Annotated in this window: 20 protein-coding genes and 6 tRNA genes (1 of these 26 running past the window's edge); 17 read left to right on the top strand and 9 right to left on the bottom strand. The window is 60.4% G+C overall.

Annotation, left to right across the window (positions count from 1 at the left end):
• Positions 1 to 3 precede the first annotated feature (3 nt).
• Positions 4 to 2,595: a DNA mismatch repair protein MutS gene (mutS, locus tag WBR25_RS18790; protein WP_479748914.1), complete on the bottom strand. Its 2,592-nt coding sequence runs from the start codon at positions 2,593 to 2,595 to the stop codon at positions 4 to 6.
• 250 nt (positions 2,596 to 2,845) lie between these two features.
• Between mutS and pncC the strand changes: the two genes are divergently transcribed.
• The 12 genes from pncC (at position 2,846) to WBR25_RS18730 (ending at position 10,377) form a co-directional block, all read left to right on the top strand.
• Positions 2,846 to 3,337, top strand: a complete 492-nt coding sequence (gene pncC / locus WBR25_RS18785) for a nicotinamide-nucleotide amidase (protein ID WP_042052756.1) — start codon at positions 2,846 to 2,848, stop codon at positions 3,335 to 3,337.
• A gap of 80 nt (positions 3,338 to 3,417) precedes the next feature.
• Positions 3,418 to 4,482, top strand: a complete 1,065-nt coding sequence (gene recA / locus WBR25_RS18780) for a recombinase RecA (protein WP_005348744.1) — start codon at positions 3,418 to 3,420, stop codon at positions 4,480 to 4,482.
• A gap of 40 nt (positions 4,483 to 4,522) precedes the next feature.
• Positions 4,523 to 5,032, top strand: a complete 510-nt coding sequence (locus tag WBR25_RS18775; protein WP_124928421.1) for a regulatory protein RecX — start codon at positions 4,523 to 4,525, stop codon at positions 5,030 to 5,032.
• A 295-nt stretch (positions 5,033 to 5,327) separates the two neighbouring features.
• Positions 5,328 to 7,952: an alanine--tRNA ligase gene (alaS, locus tag WBR25_RS18770; protein ID WP_042033273.1), complete on the top strand. Its 2,625-nt coding sequence runs from the start codon at positions 5,328 to 5,330 to the stop codon at positions 7,950 to 7,952.
• Positions 7,953 to 7,968: 16 nt separating this feature from the next.
• Positions 7,969 to 9,207, top strand: a complete 1,239-nt coding sequence (locus tag WBR25_RS18765; protein ID WP_005336054.1) for an aspartate kinase — start codon at positions 7,969 to 7,971, stop codon at positions 9,205 to 9,207.
• A 103-nt stretch (positions 9,208 to 9,310) separates the two neighbouring features.
• A complete protein-coding gene (csrA, locus tag WBR25_RS18760) occupies positions 9,311 to 9,499 on the top strand; it encodes a carbon storage regulator CsrA (protein ID WP_005336053.1) in 189 nt (62 codons plus the stop codon).
• A gap of 213 nt (positions 9,500 to 9,712) precedes the next feature.
• A tRNA-Ser gene (locus WBR25_RS18755) sits at positions 9,713 to 9,805 on the top strand.
• Positions 9,806 to 9,807: 2 nt separating this feature from the next.
• Positions 9,808 to 9,884: transfer RNA gene (locus tag WBR25_RS18750), tRNA-Arg, on the top strand.
• Between the two features lie 100 nt (positions 9,885 to 9,984).
• A tRNA-Arg gene (locus WBR25_RS18745) sits at positions 9,985 to 10,061 on the top strand.
• Positions 10,062 to 10,090: 29 nt separating this feature from the next.
• A tRNA-Arg gene (locus tag WBR25_RS18740) sits at positions 10,091 to 10,167 on the top strand.
• A gap of 28 nt (positions 10,168 to 10,195) precedes the next feature.
• Positions 10,196 to 10,272: transfer RNA gene (locus WBR25_RS18735), tRNA-Arg, on the top strand.
• Between the two features lie 28 nt (positions 10,273 to 10,300).
• A tRNA-Arg gene (locus WBR25_RS18730) sits at positions 10,301 to 10,377 on the top strand.
• A gap of 342 nt (positions 10,378 to 10,719) precedes the next feature.
• On the opposite strand, the gene pbpG is transcribed toward WBR25_RS18730, so the two are convergent.
• The 6 genes from pbpG to WBR25_RS18700 form a co-directional block, all read right to left on the bottom strand.
• Entirely contained in the window at positions 10,720 to 11,547 is an 828-nt protein-coding gene (pbpG, locus tag WBR25_RS18725; protein ID WP_005348750.1) for a D-alanyl-D-alanine endopeptidase, read from the bottom strand.
• A 159-nt stretch (positions 11,548 to 11,706) separates the two neighbouring features.
• Positions 11,707 to 12,372, bottom strand: coding sequence for a DedA family protein (locus tag WBR25_RS18720; RefSeq protein WP_005343012.1), 666 nt, complete (start codon positions 12,370 to 12,372; stop codon positions 11,707 to 11,709).
• An 18-nt stretch (positions 12,373 to 12,390) separates the two neighbouring features.
• Entirely contained in the window at positions 12,391 to 13,683 is a 1,293-nt protein-coding gene (locus WBR25_RS18715; RefSeq protein ID WP_479748910.1) for a hemolysin family protein, read from the bottom strand.
• A gap of 243 nt (positions 13,684 to 13,926) precedes the next feature.
• Entirely contained in the window at positions 13,927 to 14,985 is a 1,059-nt protein-coding gene (ansB, locus tag WBR25_RS18710) for an L-asparaginase 2 (protein WP_064338868.1), read from the bottom strand.
• Positions 14,986 to 15,115: 130 nt separating this feature from the next.
• Complete coding sequence (locus WBR25_RS18705; RefSeq protein WP_041210890.1) at positions 15,116 to 15,310, bottom strand: heavy-metal-associated domain-containing protein; 195 nt, start codon at positions 15,308 to 15,310, stop codon at positions 15,116 to 15,118.
• Between the two features lie 62 nt (positions 15,311 to 15,372).
• A complete protein-coding gene (locus tag WBR25_RS18700) occupies positions 15,373 to 16,323 on the bottom strand; it encodes an AEC family transporter (protein ID WP_005336047.1) in 951 nt (316 codons plus the stop codon).
• A 137-nt stretch (positions 16,324 to 16,460) separates the two neighbouring features.
• On the opposite strand from WBR25_RS18700, the gene treR reads away from it, so the two are divergent.
• From treR to WBR25_RS18675, 5 genes are all read left to right on the top strand, one after another.
• Entirely contained in the window at positions 16,461 to 17,408 is a 948-nt protein-coding gene (gene treR / locus WBR25_RS18695; RefSeq protein WP_236358353.1) for a trehalose operon repressor TreR, read from the top strand.
• A 192-nt stretch (positions 17,409 to 17,600) separates the two neighbouring features.
• A complete protein-coding gene (treB, locus tag WBR25_RS18690) occupies positions 17,601 to 19,031 on the top strand; it encodes a PTS trehalose transporter subunit IIBC (protein ID WP_236297607.1) in 1,431 nt (476 codons plus the stop codon).
• Between the two features lie 66 nt (positions 19,032 to 19,097).
• The gene (gene treC / locus WBR25_RS18685) at positions 19,098 to 20,759 is read left to right on the top strand and encodes an alpha,alpha-phosphotrehalase (RefSeq protein ID WP_479748907.1); all 1,662 of its coding nucleotides are present in this window, start codon (positions 19,098 to 19,100) and stop codon (positions 20,757 to 20,759) included.
• A 3-nt stretch (positions 20,760 to 20,762) separates the two neighbouring features.
• On the top strand, positions 20,763 to 21,362 hold the full coding sequence (locus WBR25_RS18680; RefSeq protein ID WP_479748905.1) for a sugar O-acetyltransferase: 600 nt from the start codon (positions 20,763 to 20,765) through the stop codon (positions 21,360 to 21,362).
• A 120-nt stretch (positions 21,363 to 21,482) separates the two neighbouring features.
• Positions 21,483 to 21,671 (top strand): hypothetical protein, encoded by a 189-nt coding sequence (locus WBR25_RS18675; protein ID WP_005336040.1) that lies wholly within the window; start codon positions 21,483 to 21,485, stop codon positions 21,669 to 21,671.
• Between the two features lie 60 nt (positions 21,672 to 21,731).
• Here WBR25_RS18675 and rluA read toward each other — a convergent pair whose 3' ends face one another.
• The gene (gene rluA / locus WBR25_RS18670; RefSeq protein WP_005343025.1) at positions 21,732 to 22,388 is read right to left on the bottom strand and encodes a bifunctional tRNA pseudouridine(32) synthase/23S rRNA pseudouridine(746) synthase RluA; all 657 of its coding nucleotides are present in this window, start codon (positions 22,386 to 22,388) and stop codon (positions 21,732 to 21,734) included.
• A gap of 115 nt (positions 22,389 to 22,503) precedes the next feature.
• Positions 22,504 to 23,394 carry the 3' portion of an RNA polymerase-associated protein RapA gene (rapA, locus tag WBR25_RS18665; protein WP_479748904.1) on the bottom strand. 1,977 nt of this gene lie beyond the right edge of the window, so the window shows 891 of its 2,868 coding nt (coding positions 1,978–2,868); its start codon lies off the right edge, out of view; the stop codon is at positions 22,504 to 22,506.

Below are 23,394 nucleotides of genomic sequence, written 5' to 3'. Positions count from 1 at the left end.
TGCTTACAGCAGCTGCTTGAGGCGATAGAGCAGGTCGAGGGCCTGACGGGGGGTCAATTCGTCCGGGCGCACCGCTTCCAGCTCTTCAACCACCGGATGAGGCTGCGAGGCGAGGGCCACCGGGGCTGGGCGGCTTTCACCGGCGGCGACCGGAGTGGCGTTCTCCAGCTCATGCAGTTTGTGACGGGCCTGCTGGATCACCGATTTCGGCACCCCGGCCAACGCCGCCACCTGCAGACCGTAGGAGCGGCTGGCCGCGCCTTCCTGCACTGCGTGCATAAAGGCGATGGTGTCGCCGTGCTCCACCGCATCGAGGTGGACGTTGGCCAGCCCGCTCATCAGCTCGGGCAGCCGGGTCAGCTCGAAGTAGTGGGTGGCGAACAGGGTGTAGGCGCCAATCTTGCTCGCCAGCTGTTCGGCACAGGCCCACGCCAGCGAGAGGCCGTCGTAGGTGCTGGTGCCGCGGCCAATCTCGTCCATCAGCACCAGACTGCGGGCGGTGGCGTTGTTGAGGATGTTGGCGGTCTCGGTCATCTCCACCATAAAGGTGGAGCGGCCGGAGGCGAGATCGTCTGACGCTCCGATGCGGGTGAAGATACGGTCGATGGGGCCGATGCGGGCGCTGTCGGCGGGCACGAAGGCGCCGATATGGGCCAGCAGCACGATCAGCGCGGTCTGGCGCATATAGGTCGATTTACCGCCCATGTTGGGACCCGTGATGATCAGCATCCGCCGCTCCCGCTCCAGCCGGATAGGGTTGGCGATAAAGGGATCTGTCATCACCTGCTCCACCACCGGATGGCGGCCCGCTTCGATCAGGATCTGAGCCTCATCGATGAGGGTCGGGCAGCGGTAGTCGAGGGTCTCGGCCCGCTCGGCCAGGTTGGCCAGCACGTCCAGCTCCGCCAGTGCGGCGGCGGAATCCTGCAGATCGCCGAGGTGGGGCAGCAGGGCATCGAGCAGCTCTTCGTAGAGCCGTTTCTCCAGCGCCAGCGCCTGGGACTGGGCGGTGAGTACCTTGTCCTCGTACTTCTTCAGCTCATCGATGATGTAGCGTTCGTTGTTCTTGAGGGTCTGGCGGCGGATGTAGTGGGCCGGCACCAGATGGCTGTTGGCCCGGCTCACCTCGATATAGAAGCCGTGCACCTTGTTGTAGCCCACCTTGAGGGTGTTGATGCCGGTCAGCAGCTTCTCCCGCTCCTCGATGCGGGCGAGGCTGGCGGTGGCGCCGTTGGCGAGATCCCGCAGCTCGTCCAGCTCCTGATTGAAGCCGTCACGGATGACGCCACCATCGCGGATCAGCACCGGCGGCACTTCCATCACTGCGCGCTCCAGCAGGTCGAGCAGCTCGGGGAAAGTGCTGGCCCGCTCGGCCAGCTGTTGCACCGCTTCGTGTTCGTTGTCCGCCAGCAGGCGTTGCAACTCTGGCAACTGGGCGAAGGCCTGACGCAGGCGGGTGAGGTCGCGCGGGCGGGCCGAGCGCAGGGCGAGGCGCGCCAGCACCCGCTCCACATCCCCCACCTGACGCAGCAGGTTGCCCAGCTCGTCATAGAGGTTCTGCTCGATGAGCTCCTTGATGGTGCTCTGGCGACCTTTCAGGATCACCCGATCGCGGATCGGCTGGTGGATCCAGCGTTTGAGCAGGCGGCTGCCCATGGGGGTAGCGGTGCGATCCAGCACCTCGGCCAGGGTATTTTCATAGCCACCGGCCAGATTCTGGGTCAGCTCCAGATTGCGGCGGGTGGCGGCATCCATGATGACCGCATGATCTGGCTGTTCAAGGCGTACGTTGCGGATGTGGGGCAGGGCGGTGCGCTGGGTATCTTTGACGTACTGCATCAGGCAGCCAGCGGCGCACAGGGCGGTCTCGCTCTTGTCGACGCCAAAGCCCACCAGATCCTGGGTGCCGAACTGCTGGCAGAGCAGCTTGCGAGCTGTGCCCAGCTCGAACTCCCACTCCGGGCGACGACGCAGGCCGCGGCGACCCTCGATATGGTGCAGGAACTCGAACGATTCGGGATAGAGCAGTTCGGCCGGATTGGTGCGCTGCAGCTCTGCCAGCAGGGTCTCTTCTTTCTCGAACTGGTTGATGAAGAAGCGGCCGGAGCCGATGTCCATGGTGCCATAGCCGAAGCGGCGGCCATCGTGGTAGACGGCGGCGATCAGGTTGTCCTGTCGCTCGCTGAGCAGCGCCTCGTCGGAGACGGTCCCAGGGGTGATGATGCGAATAACCTTGCGCTCCACCGGCCCCTTGCTGGTGGCGGGATCCCCCACCTGTTCGCAGATGGCGGCTGACTCGCCGAGCTGCACCAGCTTGGCAAGATAGCCCTCGATGGCGTGATAGGGCACCCCCGCCATCGGGATGGGGCTGCCGGCCGACTGGCCGCGCTTGGTCAGGGAGATGTCGAGCAGCTGGGAGGCCTTGCGGGCATCGTCATAGAACAGCTCGTAGAAGTCGCCCATCCGGTAGAACAGCAGGATCTCCGGGTTCTCGGCCTTGAGGCCGAGGTACTGCTGCATCATGGGCGTGTGGGCGCTCAGATTTGCGCCGGGAGCGGAGCCTGTGGCGCCGCTGGCTTGGTGTTGTGCGGTCATGTTCTGTTCCAGAAGGGGCCTCTGCGGGCCAGTGTCTGCGGTGATGAGCCTTGAGCTTGATGGCGCCATTCTACACATAAGCGCCGCGACGGGGGAGCGGGTGTTCCGGGCGCGGTTGTTCTGCGCTATTGAAGGCATGGCACAGGTGCGGCACCTCACATTGCGGCAGGCAAGGGCGGTCTGCCGTGGTTGCGGGCGGCGCTAGCAGGATCGCATAATGTGCCTCTTGAGCGGATCAGAAGGAGTCGTGATGAAACTGGATGCAGAGATAGAGCACCTTGCCATCGAGCTGGGACGGGCCCTTGGCCAGCGGGGCTGGCTGGCGGCGACCGCCGAATCCTGTACCGGCGGTGGGGTGGCCAGCGCCATCACCGACATCGCGGGTAGTTCCGGCTGGTTCGACCGCGGATTTGTCACTTACACCAACGAAGCCAAGCAGCAGATGTTGGGGGTGAGCAGCGAGAGCCTTGAGCAGCACGGTGCGGTGAGCGAAGCGGTGGTGCTGGAGATGGCCCGCGGCGCGCTGGCCCACTCGTCTGCCTCCATCAGCGTTGCTATCAGTGGCATCGCCGGCCCCGGCGGCGCCACCGAAGGCAAGCCGGTCGGCACCGTCTGGTTCGCCTGGGCCGACCGCAATGGCCGTCACCACTCCCTGCTGGCCCGCTTCGACGGGGATCGCCGGCAGGTACGCCAGCAGGCGGTGAGACAGGCCTTGTCGGGTCTGTTGGCCCTGCTCAGATAAATTGGGCTTGATACTGTATGAATAGACAGTATACTTGGCCCAACTTCACTTCTTACTCACGATTTCCAGCGGAGATTGGCATGGATCAGAACAAACAGAAGGCACTGGCGGCTGCGCTGGGTCAGATTGAAAAGCAGTTCGGCAAAGGCTCCATCATGCGTCTGGGCGACAGCAAGACCATGGATATCGAAGCCATCTCTACCGGTTCCCTCTCGCTGGACGTGGCGCTGGGCATTGGCGGTCTGCCGTGTGGCCGTATCGTCGAGATCTACGGCCCGGAATCTTCCGGTAAAACCACCCTCACCCTGCAGGTGATCGCGGAAGCCCAGAAGAAAGGCAAAACCTGTGCCTTCGTCGATGCGGAGCACGCGCTGGATCCTATTTATGCTGCCAAGCTGGGCGTCAACGTCGACGACCTGCTGATCTCCCAGCCGGATACCGGCGAACAGGCGCTGGAGATCTGCGACATGCTGGTTCGCTCCAACGCGGTTGACGTCATCATCGTCGACTCCGTGGCGGCCCTGACGCCGAAAGCGGAAATCGAAGGGGAGATGGGTGACTCCCACGTTGGCCTGCAGGCTCGTCTGATGTCCCAGGCGCTGCGCAAGCTGACCGCCAATATCAAGAACGCCAACTGCCTGTGCATCTTCATCAACCAGATCCGGATGAAGATCGGCGTCATGTTCGGTAGCCCGGAGACCACTACCGGTGGTAACGCGCTCAAGTTTTACGCCTCCGTGCGTCTGGATATCCGTCGTATCGGCGCCATCAAGGAAGGCGACGAAGTGGTCGGTAACGAGACCCGCGTCAAAGTGGTCAAGAACAAGGTGGCCCCGCCCTTCAAGCAGGCTGAATTCCAGATCTTCTACGGCGCTGGTATCTCCAAAGAGGGCGAGCTGGTGGATCTCGGTGTCAAGCACAAGCTGATCGACAAGGCCGGTGCCTGGTACAGCTACAACGGCGAGAAGATCGGTCAGGGCAAGGCCAACGTGATGAAGCTGTTCGCCGAGAACAAGGTGATGGCTGGTGAAGTGGAAGCCCGCCTGCGCGAGCTGCTGCTCTCCGGTGCCGTGCCAGTCGATGACAAGGCTGCTCCGGTTGAGGCAGACGAGTTCGATGCCGAAAGCGAACAAGAGTTCGAATAAGGAACAAAGGCCGGGTAGATACCCGGCCTTGTTATTTATGATGGTTGATGAATCCGTTACCGAACCGGTCGAGCCTGCCGAGCCGACCTTTGAAGAGCAGCTTACCGCCGCCCGCGCCTTTGCCATGCGCAGTCTGGCCCGTCGCGAGAGTGCCGAGTCAGAGCTGGCCAACCGGCTGCGCCAGCAGGGCTTCAATGAAGAGGTGATCGAGGCGGTGGTCGACTACTGCCGCGGTTACAACTGGGTCAATGACGAACGTTACGGCGGTATGGCTGTACGGGCCGGTGCCGCCAAGGGCCATGGCCCCATTAAGATCCGTTTCGATCTGCGCCGCAAGGGGCTCGACGATATGCAGATTGATGCCGCATTCGATCAGCCGGAGCTGGACTGGTTCGAACTGGCGTTTGCCCTGCTCGAACGGCGCGCCCGAGTGGCCGATCTGGCGGATTTCAAGCTGCGGATGAAGTGGCTCAAGTACCTGCTGGGGCGCGGCTTTACCCAGGATCAGGCCCGTTATGCTATCTCGGCCCTGCAGGAGCGGGAGGAGTAACGCCACTGCGTGGCAAACGTCGTTTCACCTCTCCTTGTGGCAGGTTTTTCCTGTCCGTACAGTAGCTTGCGCGCACAATCCCGAAAAAGCGACCTTTTGTTCATCTCATCTCTCTTTATGCGCTGCTTTTTTGCCTCTCGACAGTGAAAAAAGCCATTGTGGGCAGCGGCGCTCTTATCTGGCCCGTTTATGTGCGCTTTTTCGCCCGTGGCGGCCCTGTCCGTTTTACTTTACCCCGCAGAAAACTTACATTAATGCGGTTAAAAGTCCGTATTCGAATCAAGCAGGATTTTCCATGTATATGTCCACGTCAGAGATTCGCGCTGCGTTTCTCGAGTATTTCCGTTCCCAGGGGCACCAGGTTGTCTCCTCCAGCTCGCTGGTACCGCATAACGACCCGACCCTGTTGTTTACCAACGCGGGTATGAACCAGTTCAAGGATGTGTTCCTTGGCGCAGACAAGCGTGCCTACAATCGCGCGACGACTTCCCAGCGTTGCGTGCGTGCCGGTGGTAAGCACAACGATCTGGAAAACGTCGGCTATACCGCTCGTCACCACACCTTCTTTGAAATGCTGGGCAACTTCAGCTTCGGTGACTACTTCAAGCAGGATGCCATCAAGTTTGCATGGGGTTTCCTGACCGAGGTGCTGCAGCTGCCGAAAGATCGCCTGCTGGTGACCGTCTACGCGACTGACGATGAAGCTTTTGATATCTGGGAAAAAGAGGTCGGTGTCCCGGCCGATCGCATCGTCCGCATCGGTGACAACAAGGGTGCCCCTTACGCTTCCGACAACTTCTGGGCCATGGGCGATACCGGCCCGTGCGGTCCCTGCACCGAGATCTTCTATGACCACGGCGATCACATCTGGGGTGGCCGTCCCGGCTCACCGGAAGAGGATGGCGACCGTTTCATCGAGATCTGGAACGTGGTGTTCATGCAGTTCAACCGTCAGGCTGACGGCACCATGGAGCCGCTGCCGCGTCCGTCCGTGGATACCGGCATGGGTCTGGAGCGTATCTCCGCCATCATGCAGGGTGTCCACTCCAACTACGAAATCGACATCTTCCAGGCGCTGATCAAGAAAGCGGCCGAGATTGTTGGCACCACCGATCTGAGCAACCAGTCCCTGCGCGTCATCGCTGACCACATCCGCTCCTGCGCCTTCCTGGTGGCAGATGGCGTGATGCCGTCCAACGAAGGTCGTGGCTATGTGCTGCGCCGCATCATCCGCCGCGCCGTGCGTCACGGTCGCAAGCTGGGCGCTACCGATGTCTTCTTCTACAAACTGGCTGCCGAGCTGGCAGTGCAGATGAAGGATGTCGCTGCCGAGCTGATCGCCCAGCTGCCGCTGGTCGAGCGCGTGCTGCGCATTGAAGAGGAGCAGTTCGTCCGCACTCTGGATCGCGGTCTGCTGCTGCTGGAAGACGCTCTGGCCAACCTGGGCGATGCCAAGGTTATTCCGGGCGAAGTGGTGTTCAAGCTCTATGATACTTACGGCTTCCCAGCTGACCTGACTGCCGACGTGGTGCGCGAGCGCGAGATCGGCATCGACGAAGAGGGCTTCAAGGCCGAGATGGAGAAGCAGCGTGCTCGTGCCAAGGAAGCGTCCAGCTTCGGCGTGAACTACAACGAGATGCTCAAGCTCGACTTCGAGACCCCCTTCACCGGTTACAAGACCCTGAGCGAGCGCACTCGCGTGGTCGGTATCTACAAGGGTGTGGAAGAGGTGAGCGGTCTTATTGCCGGTGACGAAGCGGTCATCGTGCTGGAGGAGACCCCCTTCTACGCCGAGTCCGGCGGCCAGATTGGCGACAGCGGTACCCTGAAAGTGGACGACGGCATCTTTGCCGTGACCGACACCCTGAAAGCGGGCAAGGCGATCATCCACAAGGGCTACATGGAGCTGGGCACCCTGGAGAAAGGGGCCGAGGTCGAGGCCGTGGTGGATGCTGACCGTCGTCAGGCCATCGCCCTGAACCACTCCGTGACTCACCTGCTGCACGCAGCTCTGCGTCAGGCTCTGGGCGAGCACGTCACCCAGAAAGGTTCTCTGGTTGGAGCCGAGCGCATGCGTTTCGACTTCTCCCACTTCGAGGGGCTGACTATGGCGACCATTCGCCGGGTCGAGGAGCTGGTCAACAACCAGATCCGCGCCAACCACGAAATCACCACCCAGCTGATGGATCTGGAAGCGGCCAAGTCCGCCGGTGCCATGGCGCTGTTTGGTGAAAAATATGAAGACGACGTGCGCGTGGTGCGCATGGGCGACTACTCCACCGAGCTGTGTGGCGGTACTCATGCCAAGCGCACCGGTGATATCGGCTTCTTCAAGATCATCGCCGAGAGCGGTATCGCAGCTGGCGTGCGCCGTATCGAAGCGGTCACCGGCAAAGCGGCCATCGACTTCATGCATCAGGTTGGCGAGCAGATCGAAGAGGCTGCCGCTCTGGTGAAAGGTGACCAGTTCTGCATCGCCGACAAGGTTCGCCAGATGCTGGACAAGGCCAAGATGATGGAGCGCGAGCTGGAGCAGCTCAAGGCCAAGCTGGCCGCTCAGGCCGGTAACGATCTGCTGGGTCAGGTGATCGAGATCAACGGTCAGAAGGTGCTGGTTGCAGCGCTGGAAGGGGCCGATCCGAAATCCCTGCGCGGCATGCTGGACGAGCTGAAGAACCAGATGAAGTCCGGTGTTGTGCTGCTGGCCACCTGTGCCGATGGCAAGGTCAACCTGATCGCGGGCGTCACCAACGACCTGACCGGCAAGGTCAAGGCCGGTGAGCTGGTCAATCTGGTTGCCCAGCAGGTGGGTGGCAAGGGCGGTGGCCGTCCGGACATGGCACAGGCGGGTGGTACCCAGCCTGAGGCGGTGCCGGCAGCGCTGCAATCCGTTCACTCCTGGCTGGAAGAGCGCCTGTAATCGGGCGAGGTGATCTGTGGCACTCTATGTACAGAAGTACGGCGGCACCTCGGTCGGCACACTGGAGCGGATCGAGGCGGTAGCTGAGCGGGTCGAGCAGACCCGCGCCCAGGGACACGACGTGGTGGTGGTTGTCTCCGCCATGTCGGGCGAAACCAACCGGCTGCTGGGCATGGCCCAGCAGCTGGATCCTGATGCCAACCGGCGGGAGATGGATGTACTGGTCTCCACCGGTGAGCAGGTCACCATAGCGCTGCTGGCGATCGCGTTGAACAAACGCGGTTGTCCTGCGGTCTCAATGACCGGTGATCAGGTACGGATTCACACCGATTCCGCCTATGGCAAGGCGCGCATCACCCACATCGACACCGAGCTGGTTCATGCCGAACTGGCTGCGGGCAAGGTGGTGGTGATCGCCGGTTTCCAGGGCCGTGACGAGCATAACGCCATCACGACCCTGGGCCGCGGCGGTTCGGATACCACGGCGGTTGCCGTGGCGGCGGCCATCAAGGCCGATGAGTGCCAGATCTTTACCGATGTGGATGGGGTATACACCACGGATCCGCGCATCGAGCCCAAGGCGCGTCGTCTCGACACCATCACCTTCGAGGAGATGCTGGAGATGGCAAGTCTCGGCGCCAAGGTGCTGCAGATCCGCTCGGTGGAGTTTGCGGGCAAGTACCGCGTCCCGCTGCGGGTGCTGTCGAGCTTTATCGATGGAGAGGGAACCTTAATCACATATGGAGGTGATAGGATGGAAGCTCCCCTGGTATCCGGGATCGCTTTTAACCGCAACGAGGCCAGCCTGACCATTCTGGGCGTGCCGGACAGACCAACCGTTGCCGCGCAGATCCTGAATCCGATCAGCGACGCCAACATTGATGTCGACATGATTGTGCAGAACACCCTGGGAGATGGCACCGCCGACTTCACCTTCACGGTGAATCGTGATGACTATCGCCGCGCCCGGGCACTGCTGGAGGAGACAGCTACTGAACTTGGCGCCTCCTGCGTGCAGGGAAATGGCGAAATTGCCAAGGTTTCCATTGTCGGTGTCGGCATGTGGAACCATCCCGGTGTTGCGCGCACCATGTTCAAGGTATTGGGCGAGGAGGGGATCAACATGCAGTTGATCTCGACCTCTGAAATCAAAATCTCTGTGGTGATTGACGAGAAGTATCTGGAGCTGGCGGTGCGAGCCCTGCACGCGGCTTTCGGGTTGGATCAGGCACCGCAAGAGCAGCCCTTGGGCTAACAATCTCTGATTGATTTAGTTTCAACCATTTACCATATCGGTATCTTTGTTAGATAATGTCGCATATCGATATAAAAACAAAACAGGATACAGGAGCAAGCGAATGCTTATTTTGACTCGTCGTGTTGGGGAAACCCTGATGATTGGTGATGAAGTGACTGTCACCGTACTGGGCGTTAAAGGCAACCAGGTCCGTATCGGTGTTAACGCGCCGAAAGAGGTCTCCGTACACCGCGAAGAGATCTACCAGCGCATCCAGGCCGAGAAAGTTCCGGGCCAACCGGGCTTCTAAGCCACTTTCATGGCTGTGACAAGGCGACACCTCATGTGTCGCCTTTTGTTTTTCCGGCCCCCTGAAATCGCCCTGCAGGGCGCGAAACTGCGGGATAAGTGCCGATATTGTTTGAATATTCCACGCTTTGACCAAATGCTGAGCGAACGCACTTTTTTATCCAAAAAAGTGTTTGACTAAAAATCCCTGTGAAGTATTATCAGCCCCGCAAACGGAGAGGTGGCCGAGAGGCTGAAGGCGCTCCCCTGCTAAGGGAGTATGCGGCTTATACCCGCATCGGGGGTTCGAATCCCCCCTTCTCCGCCATTGCGCCCGTAGCTCAGCTGGATAGAGTACCTGGCTACGAACCAGGTGGTCAGAGGTTCGAATCCTCTCGGGCGCACCATATTACGACTCAAGCAAGAGTCATGTGTTGACCATCAGCAAGTCGACACTTTGGAAAAGGCTTACTGATAAGTAAGCTTTTTTTATCGTTTTAAAACAGGGCGCCCGTAGCTCAGCTGGATAGAGTACCTGGCTACGAACCAGGTGGTCAGAGGTTCGAATCCTCTCGGGCGCACCATTTTTTAAGCAGTACACAAAAGTTTGTGAGCGCCCGTAGCTCAGCTGGATAGAGTACCTGGCTACGAACCAGGTGGTCAGAGGTTCGAATCCTCTCGGGCGCACCATATTTAAAGCAGTACCAAAAGTTTATGAGCGCCCGTAGCTCAGCTGGATAGAGTACCTGGCTACGAACCAGGTGGTCAGAGGTTCGAATCCTCTCGGGCGCACCATATTTAAAGCAGTACCAAAAGTTTATGAGCGCCCGTAGCTCAGCTGGATAGAGTACCTGGCTACGAACCAGGTGGTCAGAGGTTCGAATCCTCTCGGGCGCACCATATAGACAGCCTCGACTTCGGTCGGGGCTGTTTTTTTATGGGCGACATTTAGCTTTTTGGTACAGATTCGTGTTCGCGTTATAGCGGCTGGATGGCCTTCCAGTCTGTTCTTGTCCTCTTTCAGACCCCCTTCTGTTATTGCGTCGCGATCTTCTGAACGGTGCAACCCCTTGCCACCCTTTGCCTCATCTATAGGCGCGCTGTATGCCTGCTGTTGCAACGGCAGATGCCACGCCGCTCATCCCCCTGTGTTTGCTAACCGACATCCTGCAAGGCCTGCAGAGGCGTTCTGCGGGCAATAAAAAAGGATGCCGCAGCATCCTTTTGTGTTGAGATATTTACTCAGCTTTTCAGCCATTTGCGAATTCGGTTGGCATCGCCGATGGGGGTGCGCTTGCCCACCGAGTTGAGCAGCACGATGGCGAGCTCGCGGCTGTCCGGTTTGGCGCGCATCACCAGACAGCGCCCCGCTTCGTCAGTGAAGCCGGTCTTGGAGAGGCGCACGTCCCAATCCGGGTTTTTCACCAGCGGGTTGGTGTTGTTGAACATCAGGCTGTAGGCGGGGGCGCTGAAGCGCATCTCCCGGTTCTCATCCTGAGTGAACTGGCGGATCAACGGCTGACGATAGGCGGCGGCGGCCAGCTTGCCGAGATCCTGGGCGGTGGAGACGTTGCGGGTGGAGAGGCCGGTGGAGTCGTAGAAGTGGGTATTACGCATACCCAGCTGTCTGGCCTTGTTGTTCATGGCTCGCACGAAGGCGCTGCGACCGCCCGGATAGTGACGCGCCAGTGCCGAGGCCATCCGGTTTTCGGAGGACATCAGCGCCAGATGCAGGGCGTCGCGGCGGGTCACCTTGGTGCCCATGCGGATGCGGGAGTGGGTGTGTTTGACCCGATCCAGATCGTTCTTGTCGACCGTGATGGTCTGGTTGAGATTCTGCTTGGCATCCAGCACCACCAGCGCTGTCATCAGCTTGGTGAGGGAGGCGATGGGACGCACCTTGGTGGCATTCTTCTGGTAGAGCGTCTTGCCCGTTTTTACATCCACGACCAGGGCGCTGCTCGAGCGTACTTCCAGTTTGGCAGGGTTGGGTGCCGCGCTGACCGCAGGCAATCCCAGCATTCCCATCAACCCGACAACCAGCGCTGCTGCGCGAATCCGACACCACATACAACCGACTCCGTTCCCATCCAAAAAAAAGGCGCTAGATTCACTCATTTTTACCCCGGCTTTACAAGGGTGGTGCGGGACTATTTCTGCTATTTGCGCGAAATTGGCGATCAAAAAAGCCCTCTGGCGAGGGCTTTCGGGTCGGGCGTTGGGCGAGGGTCAATCCCGCGGCTGCGCAGCCCTGCGTTTGCTGATCCAGCGCCAGACCAGCGCCACCATGCCACCCACCAGCAGGGCCACCGGCAGATAGATGATGATATTGAAGAACTGGGTCTGGTATTCGGCTGCCAACTTGGTGTGGCTCAGGTAGTAGCCAAACCCGACCAGCGGGCAGATCCACATGATGGAGCTGATCAGATTGACGATGAGGAAGCGCCCCTGGGGCAGTTCGGTGGCACCCACTATATAGGGGTAGGCGGTGCGCACGAAGGCGATATAGCGCGCGGTGATCAGGGTGATGATCCCGTACTTGTCCAGCAGGTGGTAGACCTTCTGCTGGTGTCGCTCTTCCACGTGGGACATCAGCCGATGGTAGAGCTGGGTGTGGCCAAGGAAGCGCCCCTGCATGTAACCGAGCCAGGTACCGACAAAGGTGGCCATGATCAACAGCGGGATCACCCCGAGAGACAATACATCCTGATAGATGAGCACGCCGGTGAGGATCAGCAGGCTGTCACCGGGGAGAAAGGCGGTAGGGATGAATCCGTTTTCCAGTACCAGAAACGTCAGAATCACACCACAGATCATGAAGGCCATCTTGGGATCGGAAAGTGTGTTCAGATCGTGATTCATAAAGGCGTGAGCCAGTTGGTAAAACTGCTCCATACTTGCAAACTCCGCAGGTTAGCTGGGTTGATCGGTCAAGGGCATGGCGAGCACCTTGTCGATGCGCAGGCCATCCATGTCAACAATTTCCAGTTGCCACTGTTCCAGTGTCACCAGGTCTCCGGTTTGTGGAACACGACCAAGGAGCAGCATGATAAGCCCTCCGAGGGTGTGATAGTGATGTTTTTCTTCTTCTGGCAGACGAACCAGCTCCAGACAGTCCTTCAACTCCGGCAGCGGGATCAGGCCATCGAGCAGCCAGCTGCCGTCGGCGCGCCGGAAGGCCCAGTTGTCCTTGCCATCCTCCTGCTGGAAATCCCCCGCCAGCGCTTCCAGCAGATCCTGCTGGGTGACCAGTCCCTGCAGCTCGCCATATTCGTCAACCACCAGCGCCATCTGTTCGCTGTGGGTGCGGAAGTGGTTGAGCAGCTCGACGCCGTTGAGGGTCTCGGGCAGCAGGCTGCCCTCCTGGGTCAGGGCAGCCAGATCGATGGGCTCCCCCTTGATATAGGCGTGCAGCACCTTGCTGACATTGATGATACCCACCAATTCTGACAGGTTGCCGTCGCAGACCGGAAAATAGCTGTGGCGATACTCCACCAGTCGCTGCAGGTTGGTCTCTAGCGGCAGCGCCAGATCCAGATAGCGGATATCGCTGCGCGGCACCATCAGGGAGGAGAGGCTGCGCTCGTCGAGACGGAAGACGTTGCGCAGCATGGTGTGTTCATGATCCTCGATTACCCCAGCTTCCGATCCCTCCACCAGCATGGCGTGGATCTCCTCCTCGGTGACGTTGGCGCTGCCGTTCTGGTTGACCCGCAGCAGCCGCAGGCTGGCATTGGTGGAGGCCGACAGCAGCCAGACGAAGGGGCGGGTCAGGGTGGCGAGCCAGTGCATGGGGCGGGCAACCAGACAGGCGATGCGTTCGGCATTGAGCTGGCCGAGCCGCTTGGGCACCAGCTCCCCCACCACGATGGAGAGGTAAGTAACCACCACCACCACGATGACGGTGGCGATCAGGCCACTGCTCTTGGCCGGGAGTCCCCACTCCTGCAACCAGAGGGAGAAGGGCTGGGCCAGCAGGGATTCGCCGTAGATACCGTTGAGCAGACCTATGCTGGTAATGCCGATCTGGACGGCAGAGAGAAAATGGGTCGGGTCTTCGCCCAGTTTGAGGGCAATGGCGGCGGAGCGGTTGCCTTCAGAGGCAAGCTTGCCGAGGCGAGCCTTGCGTGCGGTGACGATGGCGATTTCTGACATGGCGAAGACGCCATTAAGCAAAATCAATCCCAGCAGGATCAATATTTCCATACAGCAACAGCACTCCTTGAGTGGATAAGATCGCTGGCAGTGTAATGAATTTGGCGGCGATGCGCTTGTGAAAGCGGGTGATCCGGCTCGCTAATTTGATGACAGCGCTTTGCGATGGCTGAAAAAGATGGCCGGAAAAGAGAGGGACGACCCCGCCAAACGGCGTAATGGGCGAGGCAGCATTGCAGGAGTGAAAAGGGCGGGAAGTCCCGCCCTTGCTTATCACTTGTCAGACAACCGTTATCAGAACTGCTGGAACCAGCGCTGGATCTGGGCCGGATCCTTGCTCTGGGTCAGGGAGAGCATCAGCAGCACCCGCGCCTTCTGCGGGTTGAGGGTCTCGGCGGCGACGAAGCCGTACTTGGCATCATCGATCTCGGCATCCAGAGTGGTGGAGCCGGTCGGTACGCGGGCGGAGCGCACTACCCGGATGCCGTCCTTGCTCGCCTTAGCCAGGGTGTCGAACAGGGTGTGGTAGAGGTTGCCGTTGCCCACCCCGGCGCTGACGATGCCGTCGAACTTGGCATCCACCATCGCCTTGGCCGGCAGATCGGTGGCGTTGGCGTAGCTGTAGACGATGCCGACCTGTGGCAGCTTGTCGAGCTTGCTCACATCAAACGGGGTCTTGCTGGTGTGCAGGCGAGCCGGACTGCGCTGATAGTCGATCTTGCCGTTGTGGATGTAGCCGAGCGGGCCAAAGTTGGGGGAGGCGAAGGTTTGCACCCCGGTGGTGTTGGTCTTGGTGACGTCGCGGGCATCCAGCACTGTGTCGTTCATCGCCACCATCACGCCACGGCCCTTGGAGGCGGGGTCGGAGGCGGTCACCACGGCGTTGTAGAGGTTGAGCGGGCCATCGGCACTCATGGCGGTGGAGGGACGCATGGCGCCAACCAGTACCACCGGCTTGTCGCTCTTGACGGTCAGATTGAGGAAGTAGGCGGTCTCTTCCATGGTGTCGGTGCCGTGGGTGATGACGATGCCATCCACGTCATCCTTGGCCAGCAGCTCGTTGACCCGCTTGGCCAGCTTGAGCCACACCTCGTCGTTCATGTCCTGGGAGCCGATCTTCACCACCTGCTCTCCCTGCACATCGGCCACGTTTTTCATCTCGGGCACCGCGGCGATCAGGGTTTCGATGGCCACCTTGCCAGCCTCGTAGTTGGACTGGGTAGCCGACTGGCCTGCCCCGGCAATGGTGCCGCCGGTTGCCAGAATATGGACGTTGGGCAGGGCCATGGCCATGGGGGAGAGGGTCAGGCCGACGACGGCGGCGAGCAGGGTCTTGCGGATCGGTAGGGTCATGCTGCAAATCCTTATGGTTGGAATAATCGCAGCAAGTTTGCCCGTTTAATAACCTGGGTCTGTGATAAAACTCACCAAAAGACAGGTGAGTACAGATTTTTAACCTGTTTTATACCTCTATGGAGATAATTTAACTCGCAGAGAAACCCTTGGCTTCGATCAGGGCGATCAGCTCGGCCTTGCTCAGCTCGCTCTCGATGACGGCCTTGCTGTTGGCGAAATCGACGGTCGCGGTAGTGACTGCAGGCTGGGCCAGCAGGGCTTTTTGCAGACTGGCGGCGCAGCCACCACAGGACATGCCGGACACTGTGAGTTCGATGGTCATGGAATATCTCCTCTGTTGATGGGCGCCAGCCTAAAGCTGCCGCCTCCGGCAAGGTCAAGCCGTTAGTACATCAACCCTAGGTAGTTCATCAGAGTTGCCCCGAGGCTGGTAGTGACCAGCGAACCTAGGGTGGTGGTGGCGATGATGTTTGCGGCCAGCACGCTGTCGCCCCCCATGGCGCGGGTCATCACATAGCTGGCGGCGGCAGTCGGGGTGGCGCTGATGAGAAACAGAATACCCAGCTCCAGATGGCTGAAGCCGAGCAGGGCCGCCCCAAGAGTGAACGCAGCCGGAATGAGACAGAGCCGCATGATGCTGGCCCAGCCCGCAATGGCTGCACCACCACGCAGAGCATCCAGGCTGAGGGAGGCGCCGGTGCAGAGCAGCGCCAGCGGCAACGTCATGTTGGCGAAGTAGCTGCCGGTGGTGAGCAGCAGTTGCGGCATCTTGATACCGAGCAGGGTAAAGGGCAGCGCCGCCACAATGGCGATGATCAGGGGATTCTTGATGATGCCGAGCAGGATGGGGCGAATGCCGGTGGCGCCGCCGAGACTGCGGGTGAGGGTGATCACCGCGAGAATGTTGTAGAGCACGGTCACAGCGCCGACATAGAAGGCCGCCGCCCCCAACCCTTCGTGGCCATAGGCGTTTTGCACATAGGCGAGCCCGATAATGGCGCTGTTGCCGCGAAAGCTCCCCTGCACGAAGATGCCGCGCAGTCGCTGCTCCCCGATAAAACGTCCGGCCAGCAGCTCCAGCACCAGATAGCTGATAACGGTGGCGAGCAGGCCATAGCCGATAAACCAGAGGCTCGGCATGGTGGCGAAGTTGGTACCCAGAATACTGAGAAAGAGCAGAGCGGGCAGGGTGACCTGAAACACCAGTCGCGAGGCGGATTCGGTAAAGGGATCCGGCAACAGCCCCAGCCGCTTGAGCAAGATGCCGAGCAGCAGCACCACGCAGATGGGGCCTGTGATGGAGAGGGAGAAGAGCAGACTGGCCAGCAGATCCATGATGGGCATCCTGTGCTGTGCCCACACACCCTGACGGCGGGGCAAAAAGGGCATTCTAACGCCATGGGCTTGTATTCACAGGGGTTAATCACAACAATGTGGGCAATTCCACCGCCTAGCCTCCTGTGAGCCAATTCATGGACAAGAAACTGACCATCCTCGATATCGCCAGACTGAGTGGCGTCGGCAAGTCGACCGTCTCCCGAGTGCTCAACCAGGATCCCAAGGTGAAGCAGGAGACCCGCGAGCGGGTGGAGCAGGTCATCGCCGAGCACGGCTTCGTGCCGAGCAAATCGGCGCGGGCCATGCGCAGCCAGAGCCAGCAGGTGGTGGGGATCATCGTCTCGCGGCTCGACTCCAGCTCGGAGAATCAGGCGGTGCGCGGCATGCTGGAGACCCTCTATCAGCGCGGCTACGATGCTGTGCTGATGGAGAGCAAGTTCTCCCCCGCCAAGGTACAGGAGCATCTGGCGGTGCTGGAGCGGCGCGGGGTGGATGGCATTATCCTGTTCGCCTTCAATAACTTGGACTATGCCGCCATGGCGCCGCTGAAAGAGAAGCTGGTGCTGGTCGCTCGTGAATATCCCGGTTTCTCCTCGGTCTGCTTCGACGACGCCGGTGCGGTGCGCACCATGCTGGCGCAGCTGGCAAGCCGTGGCGCCCGCGACATCGCCTATCTGGGGGTGGATACCTCGGATCTCACCACCGGCCAGCGCCGCCTAGATGCTTATCTCGCTTACTGCGCAGAGCAGGGGTTGCGCCCGCGCACCGCCCTCGGCGATCTCAGCCTGCAGAGCGGCTACCGGCTGGCGGCCGAGCTGCTTACCCCCTCCACCCAGGCGTTGGTCTGCGCCAGCGACACCCTCGCCATCGGTGCGGCAAAATACCTGCAAGAACAAGGGCGTAGCGAGGTACTGGTGACCGGCCTTGGCAACAACCCCATGCTCAGTTTCCTCTTCCCCAACGCCCTCAGTCTCGATCTTGGTTACAAAGGGGCGGGGGAGCAGGCGGCGCGTCAGCTGCTCGGCCAGATTGAGCAGGATCGGCCTCCGCTGGTGACAATCGCCCCCTGCCGAACCCTGTGAGCCCCATCACTTCGGACTGAACAAAAAGTGTGCTTTTTGTGACGCTGGCCACGAATTGGGAACGTTCCCATTTCGATCTGGCCAGATTGTCGGCATGCTAAATGGGAACGATACCAAAAACGCTCCGGCTGACAGACTGGCTCAAAATGGCGATACAGACCACTATTCAATGGCGTCACAGAGGGAAGACCCATGTCCAAGATCAACGCACAGCAGCTTGCCACCCTGATCGACAAGATCGGCGGCAAGGAGAACATCGCCACCGTCAGCCACTGCCTGACCCGGTTGCGCTTCGTCCTGAACGATCCGGCCAAGGCCGACAGCAAGGCCATCGAAACCATTCCGGCAGTGAAGGGAAGCTTCACCCAGGGCGGTCAGTTCCAGGTGGTGATCGGTAATGAGGTAGAGCAGTGGTACAAGGCGCTGACCGAGCAGCTCGGCGTCAGCGGTGGCAGCAAGGAGACCGCCAAGCAGGCGGCTCGCCAGAACATGAATCCGCTGGAGCGGGGCATCTCCCATCTGGCGGAGATCTTCGTTCCGTTGCTGCCCGCCATCATCACCGGCGGTCTGATCCTGGGCTTTCGCAACGTCATCGGCGACATCAAGATGTTTGACGATGGCACTCACACCCTCACCGAGATCAGCCAGTTCTGGGCTCAGGTACACGCCTTCCTCTGGCTGCTGGGCGAGGCGATTTTCCACTTCCTGCCGGTAGGTGTCTGCTGGTCTGCAGTGAAGAAGATGGGCGGCTCCGAGATCTTGGGTATCGTGCTCGGTATCACGCTGGTGTCGCCGCAGTTGATGAACGCCTACGGCATCGGTCAGCAGACCCCGGAGGTGTGGGACTTCGGCCTGTTCGTGATCCAGAAGGTGGGTTATCAGGCCCAGGTCATTCCGGCGCTGCTGGCGGGTGTCTTCCTCGCCTGGGTTGAGACCAACCTCAAGCGGATCATTCCGGCTTACCTCTATCTGGTGATTGTGCCGTTTGTCTCGCTGCTGCTGGCAGTGATCGTGGCCCACGCCTTTATCGGCCCGTTCGGTCGCTGGATTGGTGATGGCGTCGGTTTCGCTGCCAAGGCTGCCATGACCGGCTCCTTCGCTCCCATCGGCGCGGCCCTGTTCGGTTTCCTCTACGCACCGCTGGTTATTACCGGTATTCACCACACCACCAACGCAGTGGATCTGCAGCTAATGCAGAGCATGGGTGGCACCCCGATTTGGCCGCTGATCGCCCTCTCCAACATCGCCCAGGCTTCTGCGGTCGTCGGCATCATTCTGATTAGCCGCAAGGAGAACGAGCGGGAGATCTCGGTACCTGCTGCCATCTCCGCCTACCTCGGGGTGACCGAACCGGCGATGTACGGTGTCAACCTCAAGTACAAGTTCCCCATGCTGTGCGCCATGGTTGGGTCCAGCCTTGCGGCCCTTATCTGCGGTTTCGCCGGAGTGATGGCCAACGGCATCGGGGTGGGCGGCCTGCCGGGCATCCTCTCCATCCAGCCGCAATACTGGGCGGTGTTTGCCATCGCCATGCTGGTCGCCATCGTGGTGCCGGTGGTGCTGACCCTGCTGGTCTACAAGCGCCAGCAAGCCGCTGGCAAGTTGGCCCAAGCCAGCGCCTGACACTGATTATCAGGGCGACCCGTGGGTCGCCCTCTCCATTTTCTATTCGAGACAAGAGAAAGACCCATGAGCCAAACACCCTGGTGGCAGAGTGCCGTGATTTACCAGATTTACCCCAAGAGCTTTCAGGATTCCGCTGCCCGTGGCACCGGCGATCTCAAGGGGATCATGGCCCGCCTCGACTATCTCAAGACCCTGGGCGTTGACGCCCTCTGGCTGACCCCGGTTTACGTCTCCCCGCAGGTAGACAACGGCTACGACATCGCCGACTACCTTGCCATCGACCCCGCCTACGGCACCATGGCTGACTTCGAGGCGCTGCTGGCCGCCGCCCACGCGCGCGATATCCGCATCGTGATGGATATCGTGGTCAACCACACCTCCACCGAGCACGCCTGGTTCAAGTCGGCGCTGGGGGATAAAAACAGCCCCTACCGCGACTACTACATCTGGCGCGATCCGGTGGATGGCGGCGTACCCAACAACTGGCAATCCAAGTTTGGTGGCAGCGCCTGGGAGCTGGATCCCGCCACCGGTCAGTACTACCTGCACCTGTTTGCCCGCGAGCAGGCGGATCTCAACTGGGAAAATCCGGCGGTGCGCGCCGAGGTGAAAAAGATCATCCACTTCTGGGCCAAGAAGGGGGTGGACGGTTTCCGCCTCGACGTCATCAACCTTATTTCCAAGGATCAGGCGTTCCCCAACGACGAGATAGGCGATGGCCGCCGTTTCTACACCGACGGGCCGCGCATCCACGAATTCCTGCAGGATGTGAGCCGCGACGTGTTTGCTCCGGTGGGGGCCATGACGGTGGGGGAGATGTCCTCTACTTCGCTGGAGCACTGCCAGCGCTATGGCGCGCTGGACTGCTCCGAGCTCTCCATGGTGTTCAACTTCCACCATCTGAAGGTGGATTACCCCAACGGCGACAAGTGGACCAAGGCGCCGTTCGACTTCCTCGAACTCAAGCGCATCTTCAACCACTGGCAGAGCGGTATGCACGGCAAGGGGTGGTCGGCGCTGTTCTGGTGCAACCACGATCAGCCGCGCATCGTCTCCCGTTTTGGCGATGAGGGTGAGCATAGGGTCGTGGCCGCCAAGATGCTGGCCAGCACGCTGCACGGCCTGCAAGGCACCCCCTACATCTATCAGGGGGAGGAGATCGGCATGACCAACCCCGGCTATCAGCACATCAACGACTATCAGGATGTGGAAAGTCGCAACATCTTCGCCATCAAGCAGGTGGAAGGGATGAGTGAGGCCGAGATCCTTGCCATTCTCGGTGCCAAGTCCCGCGACAACTCGCGCACCCCGATGCAGTGGAGCTCCGCCCCCAACGCCGGTTTCACCCAAGGGACGCCCTGGCTCAAGCCTGCCGCCAACTATCCCGAGATCAATGCCGAGGCGGCGCTGGCCGACCAGCACTCGGTGTTCTGGCACTATCGGGATCTCATCGCCCTTCGCAAGGCGCACCCCATCTTCACTCAGGGGGATTATCAGGAGCTGTTGACGGGGCACCCGCAGATCTGGGCCTATGCCCGCCGTGCCAACGGTCAGACCCTGCTGGTGGTGAGCAACTTCTACGGCGAGCCGGTGGAGTTTGCCTTGCCTGCCGAGCTGCAAAGCGGGCAAGGTCGGCTGCTGCTCGGCAACTACCCCGATAGCCCGGCCCAACCGCAATCGGGTATGCTGCGCCCTTATGAATCCCTGATCTGGCTGATGGAGTAGGTAATGGAGAAGGTGGTGCGCGGTACCGAGTGGCAGAAGATGGTGGCGGGGGAGCCTTATGATGCGGCTGACCCCGAGCTCAAAGCGGCGCGCGAGCGCTGCCGCCGGCTCTATCACACCTTCAACACCAGCTGGCAGGAGAAACCAGCGCGGGATGCTTTGCTGCACGAGCTGCTCGGTGGCCGCGGCCAGGAGTGTGCCATCAATCCGCCATTCTTCTGCGACTATGGTGCCAACATCTTCGTCGGCGAGAACTTCTACGCCAACGTGGGCTGCACCATCCTCGACGTCTGCCAGGTGCACATCGGCGACAACGTGCTGCTGGCGCCCGGGGTGCAGATCTACACCGCCGCTCACCCGGTGGCGGTGGCGCCACGCATCAGGGGGGTCGAGTTCGGCAAGCCGGTGCGGGTCGGTCACAACGTCTGGATTGGCGGCAGCGTCGTCATCTGCCCCGGCGTTACTATCGGTGACAACAGCGTTATAGGCGCAGGCTCGGTGGTGACCAAAGATGTGCCCGCTAACGTGGTGGCGGCTGGCAACCCTTGCAAGGTGCTTCGGGCGATGACGGCACAGGAGCTTGAAGGCGTCATCCAGCGGTGAACAGGGACCATGAATGCTATTGCTATCTGATTGATAGAAAAGCGACTTTCAGATTGTTTTGCATTCAGTGCTTATGTTCGGGGCCGCTTGGTCGATACTGTTGAGTGCAGGAGGAACCCTATGGATATATCAAGTTCTGCAAATGCGTCGTTTGGTTCTGCTCTGATGACGGCCAGTCTGGCCAAGAAACAGCAGACCCAAGAGGGCGAAGCTGCGCTGAAGCTGCTGCAAAACGCAGCGCAATCAGCGCCGGTTGCACCGACATCGGCCAGCGCTTCTCTGGGAAGCAAGATCGATATTCGCGTCTGACCCTAATGAAAAAGCCCCCATCTCGCGATGGGGGCTTTTTTATCTCTGCGATTTGCGGGATCAGACCGGGAAAGGAGCCGGCGCCTCGAAGGTCATCCGCTCGCCACTACGGGGGTGGCTGATGGTCAGCATGGCCGCATGCAGGTAGAGATGGGGCGCCGCCGCCAGCGCATCCGGATGGGCGTAGAGGTTGTCACCCAGGATCGGGTGCCCCAGCTCCAGCATATGGACGCGCAACTGGTGCGAGCGACCTGTGATGGGGGTCAGCTTGATCAGGCTGTTGCCGTTCTCCACCTTCAGTTTCTGCCACAGGGTCAGGGCGTGACGCCCCTCTTCGTGGTCAACTTTTTGTTTCGGGCGGTTGGGCCAGTCGACGCAGAGCGGTAGATCTACCTGACCCGACTCTGCCTCCGGCTCACCCCACACCCAGGCGAGGTAGTGCTTCTCGGTCTCCCGCTCGCGAAATTGCCGACTCAGCTCCCGATGAGAGTTGGGATTGAGAGGAATGACGATGACGCCAGTGGTGGACATGTCGAGGCGATGAGCTGCCGCCGCCTTGGGGTGCTGTTGTTTCACCCGATGCAGGACGCTGTCTTCATTCTCGGGGCCGCGCCCGGGGACGCTTAGCAGGCCAGTGGGCTTGTTGACCACCATGATGTCCTTGTCCTTGAACAGGATATCGAGCCAGGGTTCCAGAGGCGGTGAGTATTCAAACATAAATGTCTCGCATCAGAAGGTGGGGGCAAGCCCCCATCAGTTATGGGTAACCACGACAAAGCGGCCTTGGGTATCCAGTTTGAGCTGGGTCTGGCCGCTGTCGGTCGGTACCTTGTCAGTTATGGGTGACCACGATAAAGCGGATGGCATCCAGCTTGAGTTGGGTCTGATCGATCAGGTGGTGCAATTCTGCCTGCAGATTGCGCAGATAATCCAGTTCGCTGTCGCGCACGTTCGGGTTGACTGCCTTGAGCGCTTCCAGACGATCCAGATCCTGCTGCAGGGTCTGCGCCATCTGGGTGCGGGCCTTGTCGACAATCCCGGCTTTCAGCTCTTCGGCAATGGCCTGGCCCTTGCCAATCAGACCGTGGATCACCGGTTGGGATGCAGTCACGAGCTTGCTGCCGAGGTGGCGATTGACCGGCGTCAGCTGGCGGTTGAAGGCATCGAACGCCACTTTCTCACCCAGATTCTGGCCGTTCTTGTCCATCAGCAGACGGATCGGCGTCGGCGGCATGAAGCGGTAGAGCTGGGGATGGGCCGCAGACTCGGCAACGAAGATCAGCTCAAGCAGGATGGAGCCGATGGGCAGTGCCTTGTTCTTGAGCAGTGCGACCGAGGTGGCACCGATCTCGGAGCCCAGGATCAGGTCGATACCGCCGCGCATCATGGGGTGATCCCAGGAGAGCAGCGCCATGTCATCCCGCGACAGGGCAGTGTTGCGATCGAAGGTGATGGTCATGCCGTCTTGCGGCAAGCCCGGGAAGCTGGAGACCAGCATGTGATCCCCGGGGGTCAGCACCAGCGCGTTCTCGCCACGGTCATCCTGATTGACGCCGATCTCGTCGAACATCTTGAGAGCGAAGGAGATCATGCCGGTGTCGTCATCTTCGGCGGCCAGCTTGTCGACCAGCTGCTGGGCGGCGGCACCACCGCTGGAGTGGATCTCCAGCAGGCGATCGCGACCCTGCTCCAGTCGAGCCTTGAGCGGCTCGTGCAGTTCGCG

The sequence above is a fragment of the Aeromonas sp. MTB genome (assembly GCF_056632455.1).
Note: the sequence above shows the minus strand (reverse complement) of the source record. Positions and strands in the feature narration are given on the sequence as shown.